This is a genomic window from Planctomycetaceae bacterium, assembly GCA_041398825.1.
In the GTDB taxonomy this organism is placed as follows: domain Bacteria; phylum Planctomycetota; class Planctomycetia; order Planctomycetales; family Planctomycetaceae; genus F1-80-MAGs062.
In genome coordinates, this window is record JAWKTX010000007.1 from 207945 (window position 1) to 219625 (window position 11681).

The 11681-nt window shown below is 53.8% G+C and carries 8 protein-coding genes; 7 read left to right on the forward strand and 1 reads right to left on the reverse strand.

Annotated elements, in window-relative coordinates; all coding sequences use genetic code 11:
- Positions 1-86: 86 nt before the first annotated feature.
- From R3C20_14375 to R3C20_14390, 4 genes are all read left to right on the forward strand, one after another.
- A complete protein-coding gene (locus R3C20_14375) occupies positions 87-2807 on the forward strand; it encodes a Gldg family protein (protein ID MEZ6041689.1) in 2721 nt (906 codons plus the stop codon).
- A 110-nt stretch (positions 2808-2917) separates the two neighbouring features.
- On the forward strand, positions 2918-5005 hold the full coding sequence (locus R3C20_14380) for a DUF4340 domain-containing protein (GenBank protein MEZ6041690.1): 2088 nt from the start codon (positions 2918-2920) through the stop codon (positions 5003-5005).
- A 213-nt stretch (positions 5006-5218) separates the two neighbouring features.
- Positions 5219-6460, forward strand: a complete 1242-nt coding sequence (locus R3C20_14385; GenBank protein ID MEZ6041691.1) for a VCBS repeat-containing protein — start codon at positions 5219-5221, stop codon at positions 6458-6460.
- Positions 6457-7977 (forward strand): hypothetical protein, encoded by a 1521-nt coding sequence (locus R3C20_14390; GenBank protein MEZ6041692.1) that lies wholly within the window; start codon positions 6457-6459, stop codon positions 7975-7977. The genes R3C20_14385 and R3C20_14390 overlap by 4 nt, the downstream gene beginning before the upstream one ends.
- A 136-nt stretch (positions 7978-8113) precedes the next feature.
- On the opposite strand, the gene R3C20_14395 is transcribed toward R3C20_14390, so the two are convergent.
- On the reverse strand, positions 8114-8626 hold the full coding sequence (locus R3C20_14395) for a cadherin repeat domain-containing protein (protein ID MEZ6041693.1): 513 nt from the start codon (positions 8624-8626) through the stop codon (positions 8114-8116).
- An 835-nt stretch (positions 8627-9461) separates the two neighbouring features.
- Here R3C20_14395 and R3C20_14400 point away from each other — a divergent pair.
- From R3C20_14400 to R3C20_14410, 3 genes are all read left to right on the forward strand, one after another.
- On the forward strand, positions 9462-9761 hold the full coding sequence (locus tag R3C20_14400; protein MEZ6041694.1) for an IPT/TIG domain-containing protein: 300 nt from the start codon (positions 9462-9464) through the stop codon (positions 9759-9761).
- A gap of 353 nt (positions 9762-10114) precedes the next feature.
- Positions 10115-11020, forward strand: coding sequence for a hypothetical protein (locus tag R3C20_14405; protein MEZ6041695.1), 906 nt, complete (start codon positions 10115-10117; stop codon positions 11018-11020).
- Between the two features lie 216 nt (positions 11021-11236).
- Complete coding sequence (locus R3C20_14410; GenBank protein MEZ6041696.1) at positions 11237-11563, forward strand: hypothetical protein; 327 nt, start codon at positions 11237-11239, stop codon at positions 11561-11563.
- Positions 11564-11681 lie beyond the last annotated feature (118 nt).

Sequence of the window (11681 nt, forward strand, 5' to 3'; positions counted from 1 at the left end):
GTCCCGGCGTGTCAGTCGGCGTGTTTCTTCGGCTTTCCGAATTCAGACATCTCACGTTGTTTCAACGATAAAGGTGAAGGGTCACCATGGTTCGCGGAAACGTTGTATTTGCAGTTGCCAGGCGAAATTTTCGCAGCTACTTCTCAGGTATCCTCGGGTATCTGTTCATCATTGTGTTCTGTGTGGCAGGCTCTGTATTTGCCTTCAGCCCACGTTTCTTTACTGCCAATCAGGCAAATCTGGATCAGCTGAGTCAGCAGTTTCATATTCTGCTGTTGTTCCTGGTTCCTGCCATCACCATGACCACATGGTCAGATGAAAGGAAGCTGGGCACGGACGAGCTGTTGTTCACCTTACCAGCCAGTGAATTCGAGATTCTGCTGGGCAAATACCTGGCAGTTCTTGGCGTGTACACGGTTGCGATTCTGTTCTCACTTGTGAATGTTTTCATCCTGTACACACTGGGAGAGCCGGATCAGGGACTGATCGTCAGCAGTTATGTTGGATACTGGATTTCCGGCGCGGCACTACTGAGCGTCGGGATGCTGGCATCTGCACTGACGAACAGCTCGACGGTGGCATTTGTTCTCGGAGTCGTCTTCTGCTGTGTTCCGGTCTTTATCGGAAGTGCTGTGGATGCGATTGAATGGTGCAGCCGAATGCTGGGCTACGAGGGCAGTCTGTACACCGTTCGAACAGCGCTTCAGAGCTTGAGCCTTCCTCAGCAGATGCAGGACTTCAGTATCGGCGTCGTGCCATTTTCCAGCGTCTGCTATTTCAGCTTTCTGACCGCGTTCATGCTCTACCTGAACATGGTCGTGATTTCACGGCGCCGCTGGTCTGCGGGCCAGAAGACCAACATGGAGTTCCAGTTCGCTGTGCGATCCGTCAGTTTGCTGGTCACGTTTGTCAGTTTGCTGGTCATCTTCAATTTGTTCCCTGCTCGAGCGGATCTGACCTCGGAAAATCTGTTCACACTCACCCCTGCAACGAAGGCGACACTGGATGAAATTCCGAGTGACCAGCAGATCACGATTCAGGCTTTTGTAAGTCCCGAAGTGCCAAGGGAATACAGCGAAACTCGACGCCAGCTTCTTGGTTTGCTGCGGACATTTGATCTGCAGGGTGGTGGTCAGCTGGATGTGCGAATTGTTGACGTGGAGCCATTTAGTGAAGAAGCGGAAGAAGCCCGCGCGCTGGGAGTAAGCCCTGTTCGTATCCAGTATGAGCAGGACGGCAAGTTTGAAGAAGCGGAAGTCTTTCTGGGTGCGGTGGTCCAGAGCATCACTGACAACGTTGAGATTCCGTTCTTCGGCAAAGGCCTGCCCATTGAATATGAATTGACTCGGTCTCTTCGAACAGTATCGCAGAAAGAACGTTTGACTGTAGGCGTCCTTCAGACGGATGCCAATGTCATCGGTGATGCAGGTTCAGGCCGCGACTGGGAAATCGTTCGCGAACTCCGAAAGCAGTATCAGGTCATCTCCGTGAATCCATCGCGGCCAATTCTTGCAGAGAAGTCGGCGGAGAGTGATGGAGAAGCCGCTGAACCCTTCGATGTTCTGCTGGCCATTATGCCCTCTGCATTGACTCAGCCTCAGATGGACAATCTGCTTGCATATGTGCGGGCTGGCAAGCCAGCCCTCATCTTCGACGATCCCTGCCCGATTAATTTTCAGGGTCAGGGAGGCATTTCGATGGCTCCCAGGCTGGCTAAGCCCAGCCAGGGAAATCCTATGTTCGGCGGCGCACCTCCTGAACAGAAAGCAGACAATGGCGAACTCCGATCACTCATGAACCTGCTCGACATTTCCTGGGATAATGGCCAGATTGTCTATGATCGGATGAACCCTCATGGGCAGTTCGCGTCGCTTCCGCCGGAGTATGTTTTCATTTCACGATCCGGAAACTCGAAAAACGCTTTCAACGAAGAAAGCCCTGTGACTCGCGATCTGCATGACATCGTGGCCCTGTATACCGGCACGATGGTGGATCGGGATCGCAAGAGTGATCAGGAGTTTGTATCACTGCTGCAGACCAGCGGTGAATCGGGACTGCTGAAATGGGAAGATTACATTACGTCTTCTTTCAGCCCCTTCACGATGTCACAAACCGCGGTGCCCAAACCCAACCCGCGACGTGCCGACGATCAGTATGCACACATTATTGCGGCTCATATCACGAGCAAATCCAAAGAAGAACCTCTGAACGTCATCTTCTGTTCCGACATTGACATGATTAGTGACTGGTTCTTTTTCGAGCGTAATCGGGGCAATCTGGATATCGCCTTCGACAATGTGACGTTCGTCCTGAACGCGGTGGATCAGCTTGCAGGAGACGATGCGTTTATTTCACTGCGTTCCAGAAGAGAGACTCTGCGAACACTTCGTTACGTTGAACAGCAGACTCGCGATTTGCGAAAGAAGCTGGCAACCGAAGAAAAAGAAGCCGAGGAAATGAAGGACTCCCGTCTGGACGCAGCAAGAGAAGAACTGCAGGCGAAGATTGATGAAGTTCGAGATAACGACGAACTGGACGAAAACAGCAAGCAGGTTCAGCTTCGGCAAAAAACCGAAGAGCTGAATCGCAAGCTGGAACTGGATGAGCAGGAACTGGAACGAGAAAAGAATGCTCGCATCCGGAAGGCGGGTCTGGAAATGAAACGACAGATTCGTCGCGTCGAAAACGGAGTGCGACTGTTTGCCTATTCTGTTCCTGCGTTGTTGCCGATGTGTTTCGGTTTGCTGTTTCTGGGCATGAGAAACCTCGCTGAACAACAAACGATCTCACCTAACCGTCGTCGGTAGTTTCGAAACGGCTGGTGGTTCTTCGGATTAGAATTGCTGGTGGCGGACGCGATGCCACCGCACTCACAGAATCTCAAAGGTCCTTCCTCACAGATAATTCAGGTCAACCCATGAATGCGACAAAACGCACTCTGACTTTCACCGCGATTGCCGGTGTTTCCGCATTGGCGGCCGTCTCAGCATGGTACGGATCTCGTCCTGCATCGATCGATGGATACGCCGACGTCGGCCAGGCATTCTTTGCTGAATTCAATGATCCGCTGACGGCGAAATCGTTGACTGTCTCACGGTTCAACGACAAGACGTCTGAAGCGCAAACGTTTTCGGTTCAGCAGAATGACGATGGACAATGGGTGATTCCGTCACACCACAACTACCCTGCAGAGGCACAGGACCGACTTGCAAAGACGGCTGCGTCGATGATCGGTGTCAAGAAGACGGCCGTGCAGAGTCGTTCCAAAGACGACTGGAAGAACTATTCAGTTGTTGATCCGGCCGCAGAAGGGTCTGCAACAGTCGATGAACGAGGAACACGAGTCACACTTCGAGATGGAAGCGGAAATGCCCTGGTGGACCTGATCGTAGGTAAAGCCGTTGAAGGCCGCGAAAATCACTACTACGTCCGGGAACCCGAAAAGTCGACAACTTATATCGCTCAGCTTCAGCCTGACTTGTCTGTGAAGTTCAGCGACTGGATTGAGCCCGATTTGCTCAAGATCAATCAGACGGATCTCGTCAATATCGTCGTCGATAACTACTCCATCGACGAGCAGGAAGGGCGAATCAAAGAAGGTGAAAAGCTGACTTTCCGCAAGGAAGATCTCAAGACAACTGGAAAGTGGCAACTGACCGATCTGGACGATGCGATTGAAAAGCTCGACGAAAGCCCCGTGACTTCCATTGCCTCAAACCTCGATCAGCTGAAGATCGTGGGTGTCCGACCGAAGCCAGAAGGTCTGAACGCGGATCTGACCGTGTCTCGAGAAGTCGCACAAAACCCTTTGCTGCAGGAATACCTGCAGCGGGATATGCAGAAGCAGGGCTTCTACATTGCTCGTGTCGGCGATGAAGGTATGCGTCTTGTTTCCAACGAAGGCGAGTTGCAGGCAGGCACAAGTGCCGGCGTGCAGTACACGCTTTACTTCGGCGAAGTCGCTCGTGGTTCGGAAAAAGATATCGAAATCGGATTCGCGAACGACGCGGCGGGTGACGGTGAGGGCGACGAAAAGGATAACGAAGCATCCGCCAAACCGGAGGAGCAAGACGAGAATCAGGCGGGTGAAGAAGCCGGGCCTCGACGCTACCTGCTGGTCAAGGTTGAATTTAATGAAGAGCTCCTTGGGCCAGCCCCGGAAGAGCCTGTTGCACCCGAGATACCCGCGATCCTGAACGAACCTGCTGCAGCCGACGCGAAGCCAGCAGCTGATGCGAAGCCAGCCGCCGACGCGAAGCCAGCAGCCGAAGGTGCAGACGGTTCCCCTAAGGACGATGCAGACGCAGACCAGGGAAACGCTCAGAAATCAGATCCTCCGTCCGGGGAAGAGCCCGCCAAAGAGGCTGGGGCCAACGAGTCAGCACCCAAGTCTGACACCGAAGCGAGCGGCAGCGAAGAGGCAAATGACGCGAAGGAAGAATCTCCTTCTGAGCCAGCAGACGAAAGTGAATGCGGACCGGGCCAGGATGAAAACACACAACAGCCTGCCGATCCTCCCGCCAGCTCCGAAACCGCTGCCGATGAGACAGCAAAGGATGAGCCCGCGAAGTCGGCTGTGGTTGAGGATGAAAAGAGCTCCCCAGAACCTGAAACCACAGACGAGTCGAAGCCTTCGACACCGCCCGCGGGTGACAACACTCCGGACCCGGTCATTGCTCCGAAAGAGGGCGAAGCTCCTGCTGCCGAGCCCGTTGATCCTAAAGCCGCAGCTCAGCAGGAGTTCGACAAGGCCATGGCCGAATACCAGTCGAAAAAGACAGCCTGGGAAAGAGACGTCAAAACCAGAGCGACCAAAGTCGAAGAGGGAAAGAAGAAGGCAGACGAATTGTCTCAGCGTTTCTCTCGCTGGTATTACGTGATTACTTCCGACAGCCTGGAAAAGTTTCGGATTGAGCGGAAGGATGTCGTAAGCCTGAAAGCAGCTGATGCGACCGAAGATGCTGCCACGCCGGCAGATGCGTCCTCGATTCCAGGCCAGAACTGATCTGCCGTTTCCGTCAACTGACACATAATACAGCCCTGATTCATCGGGTGACCCCCGGTCGATCAGGGCTGTTTCATTCGGCCTGAAGCAGTTGCCGGACGTATGGTTTTGAAGTCCGGGGTCGCATCACTACCATCAGGTTAGTTCGCTCGATCATCAATGTTTCGAAATCACACCCGAATCTGCAGGCGTGCAACGAACCGGAGGTCCCCAGTGCATCAAGAATCCAACCTGTATCGTCGAAGAGGGGTTCCCGCGTCATGCCGATTCTGCTTCGTGATTATCTGCCTGTTCTTTGGAAACTGCGTTTTCGCAGACGAACCTTTAGCAAAGCGACTCCCGGCCGGAACGAAGCCATTCCCGCAGTTCACAGAGCGTATCATCGACTCACAAATTGGCAAAGTCTGTTACGCGGTCACACTGGCAGATATCAATGAAGATGGGCAGCAGGATATTGTCGCTGTGAGCGAGAATCGGGTACTGTGGTACGAGAACCCATCCTGGCAATCGCATGTGATGATTGAAGATCAGACTCCGCGCGACAACGTTTGCATCGCGCCCCGGGATATCAATGGTGACGGCCACATCGATTTTGCAGTGGGAGCGGGCTGGACAAAGTCCGGCACACTGCATTGGATCGAACGAGCAGATTCGCTGGAACAACCCTGGAAAGTTCACTCCATTGGCAAAGAGCTTTGGCTGCATCGCGCAAGGTGGTCCGACGTGCTTGGCCGCGGGCAATCGCAGTTAGTCATATCTGCTCTGAACGGCTCTGCTGAAAACGGTGCTCGACTACTCGCGTTTGAGGTACCGACGGACCCTGTAAACGACCGATGGATGTCCACGGAGTTGAACAGCGAATTCAACAGGATGCACAATCACTGGCATCTGGATCTTGATCAGGATCAGAAGATGGACACGCTGACGGCCAGCCAGGAAGGAATCACGCTCGTTCAGAGAATTCATGAGGAATGGAAGGCCACTCGACTCGGCCACGGTGCATCAGGCGACGCGAACACAGATCAGGGCGCAGGGGAGATTAAAATCGGGCATCTGCTCGACGGGACACCATTTATTGTCACGGTCGAACCTATGCATGGACATAGTCTGGTGCTCTACCAGCTGCCTGAATCGGGCAAATTCACAGACTTATGGCAGAGAAATGTGATCGATACGGGTTTTCAGCGAGGTCATGCACTATGGACTGAAGACATGGATGGCGATGGGTCTGATGAGATCGTATTTGGGCACAGTGATACGCCGGATACGTTCGGGGTCATTGTGTATGATTGTTCGCAGAATATTTTAACGTCCTGGAAGAAGTACGTCGTCGACGCAGGTGGTATGGCAACCGAAGATCTGGTCGTTGCCGATTTGACGGGAGATGGACGCCCCGACATCGTGGCTGGTGGACGAGCGACCCATAACGTCAAACTCTACGTAAATACGCGATGAAGATTCAGCAGTTTCTTGAACACTACGGCATCGGAATCAATCCTTTCAGCCAGGAGGATGCTCAGTCGGATCACATCTTCCGACAGCATTGTTCTGAGTCTCTTTACCATGCGGCATGGGACAAGATCCTGGGAGACTGCAGCAATCCAAGCACCTCAATTGTGTTTGGTGAAAAAGGCGCAGGTAAGACCGCCATTCGACTGCAGCTGATTAATTCCCTGCGCGAACACAACAGGCGGCATCCGGAAGAGCGTGCGTTTATCATCAGCTACGATGACCTGAATCCGTTTCTGGACAATTTTCAGGACCGCCTGCGGGGCCGGCGCCGTCATCCGGATCATGCTCTGCAGGAATGGCGTCTCTGGGATCATATGGACGCCTTACTGGCACTCAGTACGCGGCGGCTTTGCAACGTAATCGCCGATCCAAATGCCTCAGATCCGGACATCCACCTGAAGCAGCTATGTGAGCTGCCACGAATGCGAAAACGTGATCTGCTGATGCTGGCCGCGTTCTATGATCAGTCGTCAGATCAATCTCACTGGAGCCGCTGGTCGCGTATCCGTAAGAACATCGGATTCCTGAATATCACAGCTCGATGGAGATTCGCCGTCGGCATCTTCGTTTCACTTCTTGTGCTGGCGTTCGCCCTGCGAAACATTTCACGTGACGGTATATCTGTGGTCGAAAATTTTGTTTCACCATGGTTCCTGCTGGCACTCTTTGCCGGGTGGTTTCCCTGGCTGAAAAGATCGGCTTCACTCTGGTGGAAGGCCCGCCAGATTGCAAAACAGGTACGTATTCTGGAGCATGGAACCGCATCACTTCATCAGATACTAAGTAGCTTCCCCGCAGGAGAAATTGATGGGCAGCCCATGCCCTCGCGAGACCGAAGTGATGATCGGTACGAACTGATGTCCAAACTTCAGAGGATCCTGAAGCCTCTTGGATTTACCAGTATATTTGTCCTGGTTGACCGCGTTGACGAACCGCACCTGATCAATGGTTCCGCTCAGCGGATGCGGGATTTTCTTTGGTCTATGTTCGACAATAAGTTTCTCAAGCATCCCGGCATTGGCTTCAAGATGTTGCTGCCACGCGATGTTGTGTACTTTCTGAACCGCGAGGAACGTGAATTCTACGAGCGATCCCGACTGGATAAACAAAACCTGATTAAGTCACTGGAATGGACTGGCGAATCTCTGTTCGACATGGCCACCAATCGCATCCGAGCGTGCATGAAGGGTGATGCGGAGCGTCAGGACCACAACAACGGCGTCACGATTGCGTCGCTGTTCGCCGATGATGTCACGCGGGAAGATTTGATTTCACGATTTGGCCGACTTCGTGTTCCAAGACACCTGTTTCGTTTTCTTTATCGATTACTGACCGAGCACTGCAATCGATTTACCGAAGACGAACCATCATGGAAGATCGGCCGATCAACCCTTGAAACTACGATGGAGGCCTACTCCCGCGAGCTTGACGCTTTCGATCGCGGGCTGGGAACAGGCTGATCGGGTCATGCGCACTGCTCCGTTCGACACGGGTACCCACCGATCTGTCGCGTGTGCGAGTTCCATGTCGCTGGCCATGCAGTCAGTAAACCCATCCGGCCCCAAGGCTGTCTTGAATGCCCCGGGGCTGGATTTTCTACTTCTTTCCTCTCCCGTTTCCTTTCCCGGGCAAAATGTCAACGGAAGAATAAGAAGAGAACAACGAACCGTTCGTCAGGCTTCCCTGCAGCGTGATCTCTGCATCCGTCTGTTCTGCAAACGATCCACTCGTGACTTCAAAGGTGACCACAAGATCGAGTCGACCATCCCCGTTGACATCAGTGTAGCTGACAACCGGGCCTTTCTTTCCGCGAGACTTTGGGCTCAGTTGCACGTCACCCATGCGAAGTTGAAGATCGGCGATATTCAGGTCGGTCGTTGCATCGAACAAACTATCCGACAGGATGGCAAGGGAAACGGATGTCGCACCAGCTTTGATGGGTGTCGTTATCATCAGAACGGGTTCTGCAACATCATTGACATAAATGGCAACGATGGCTTCGTCCGTCAACGTTGCATCGTCGCGATCGGAAACGCGAACCACCAATGAATGTGATGCCCGGGACTCGAAATCCAGTGAGGCGGCAACGGTTGTTTTTGGCCCGGTCACCCTATCGGTGGACCTTCGGCCTTGTCGAGCAGGATTCCTCGGTTTCGATGACGGTACGACTGTGGAGCAGGACGCGGTTTGCTGGCGTCTTGTCGCATCGCACCAACAGTGCATCGCCAGATGGCCATTCATTCGCAACAGCCGGGCTCAAGATATCCCGATCCGCATTTGTCCGCTGGCATGCCTGGTGATGGAAGTGGCGAGGCAGAATCCTCAGCACACTGTGGCTGAAGCGGTATTTTGTTCAGGGAAAGCCTTTTGGAGATCTATTCCAAAAATCGTTGTAACACTTCACGAACAAGGCAAATGAGTGTGTGTGAAGACAAGACCTTCTCAAACTCACTCTCACAAGTATCAAGGAATCAGAACAATGAAGAAACTCATACTTGCTGCCACGATCGCTCTGTCCGCTTTCTCCGCTGTTGAAAGTTCTGCAGGAGACTGCCGCATTCGCCCGGTTCACCCGCCGACTGATTGCTATGTTCGCCCTGTTTTTCCACCCATTCACTGTGAACTTCCACCACCACCTGTTTGTCACATCCGTCCCTGCGAACCCTTTCACCGACCGATTCACTGCGAAGTCTCTCTTCCGTCACCGCCGGTGTGCCATATTCGACCCTGTGAATCAGTTCGTCCTCCGGTTTGCGTCATTCGCCCTTGTGAGCCGGTGCATCCGCCAGTCTGCGTCATTCGACCCTGTGAACCGGTCTATCGGCCTGTTTGCACAATTCGACCCTGTGAACCCGTCTATCAGCCCACGTGCCACTGCCATGGCGAATGCCACTGCCAGAAAACCTGCAGGATCACCTGCGTTCCACCACAGCCTGTTTATCCTGTGGAACCACCTGCCCCTTCTGTAGAAATTCCAGCCGGACAGGAAGTCACGATCGACGGCTCAGCTTTCGGTTTCCAGCCTGGTCGAGTGATTGTGGCGGTCGGTGGAATGCAACTGGACGCCCAGGTGACCAACTGGACGAACGAGCAGGTTCGGGCCGTCATACCGCAACTCCCGATCGCGGCAGCAGCCAATGCGACAGTTGTTGTGCTGCGAGCCGATGGAAATGTTGCCAATCAATTGACAGCTCAACTCGTTCCATCAGTACAACCCGCGTTTCAGGCCCTGGCTTCTCGATAGACATCCTTCAGAGGATTCCCGATAAAAGTCCGCCGACAACTGAAGCAAGTTCGCGTTGTGACTGCAAAGTCCGCCCGGTGAATCACCGGGCGGATTTTTTTTGTGACTCTTCAAACACGCCACGGGTCGCACTCTGCAACGCCCAACCAAAGTGCAGCGATCCTCGTCTACATCTCGGACGATCGAATTCTGCCACGAAAAACACGCGGTTTTTGGGGGACCAGCCCATCACAACGAAGAAACCTCCGGGGAATTCTCCGAATTTCTCTTCTCCATCTGTAACACATTCGATCTGGCGCAAATGAGGAGGTGTGAAGTCCAGCTTTCTGCGAAATTCAGATAAGGCCAAAGCAATGAAAAACGTCATTCTTTCAGTCACGATGGTTATCGTCTCCCTTCTTCAGAACGTCACTTTCGCCGGTAACTGCGGCCGACCAGGAGCAGGTCACGTGGGAATTCCGGCACCCGTATACAAGGTGAAAGAGCCTGTCTGCCGACCAATTCACCAGCCGATTCATCAGCCAATTCATCAGCCGATTCACCAGCCAATTCATCAGCCGATTCACCAGCCGATTCATCAGCCCGAATGGCGTCCCATCAGCCCTCCACCGGTTCAGAGTTCGCAACCAGCATGTTCCATTCGCCCGGTGCAACGGCACGAACTTGCTCCTCCAGCACCTGCCCCGGTTCAGTTGCCGCAATTGGAATCTGGTCAGACAGTGACAATCGACGGGCAGTACCTCGGGCCAAGGCCGGGGGCTGTTTCCCTGCAGATCAGCGGTCTGGTGATGCATGCTCAGGTAACAAACTGGACGTCCACTCAGGCCAAAGCCGTGCTTCCTGTGCTGCCACTGACGGATGCCGTTCAGGCAACCGTTGTCGTACGGACCTCGACAGACAAAGTGGTGGCCCGACTGGATATCGAACTCCTGCCATCCCGCGGACCAGCAGGTCCCGTGATCGGTGGTCCGGCAACAGAACCACAACTTCCCGTGGTATCGCCCGGTCAGGATATTACGCTGGACGCAGCGAACCTCGGCACAACTCCTGGCCTGGTACAACTGACGGTTGGTGGCTTGCGACTCAATGCTCAAATCAGCCAATGGTCTGACGCTCAAGTCACCGCCACACTTCCAGCATTGCAGATCGCAGAAGCGGTGCAGGTTCGCCTGGAAATTGTTACTGCCAGCGGTCAGGTCGCGAACCATGTCGACGTGATGTTTGCACCAGCAGCCAGCAATCAGATCGCTGCCCGCTGAATATCGCTTGAGTCGGACTTCTCAAACGATCCTGAAGGCCGTCAGATGCAATCGCTCTGACGGCTTTTTTCTATTTCATAGCAGGTCGCTGGCCCGTTCCGCCAATCCTGCCCAAGCGGGATTCAGCAGCATATCGTCCCGCCATTCGGCCAACTGTTCATGAACAGCCGGATTGACCGGCACGACTGAGTGTTTCGGCAGCCCTGACCATTTGATGTGTTGTTTAATGATGTGGCCAGTACTGAGGAACTGCTGAACCCGAATGCCCATGGGCTCAACGGACTGCGAAGTTTGGAAGCCATTCTGGCCGAATATCGGGAACGTCACATACAACGGGCACGTCTGCGGGTGGAAATGGACGAGACGACGGATCCCCGGATACGAGCCTATCTGGAAGATGCCATCGCCGGTGTGCCACTGGCCCTGCCGGTATGGGTTTTAATGGAAGCGAATTCCGGGTCTGGTTCCTGCAGGGTTGGCAGGGTCCATAGCTGGGGGTGGAGTGAGTTTAACCCTGAGTGTGATGGCTTGAGCACAGTCTGAATCCGGGCTTAGAATGAGGTACACATCGGGCATTTCATTTACCGTGGAATGGACTGTCCCTCCAATTTCTCCTTCCTTCGGAATCTGATGCAATGCTGGATGCGGGCCGTCCGGATGC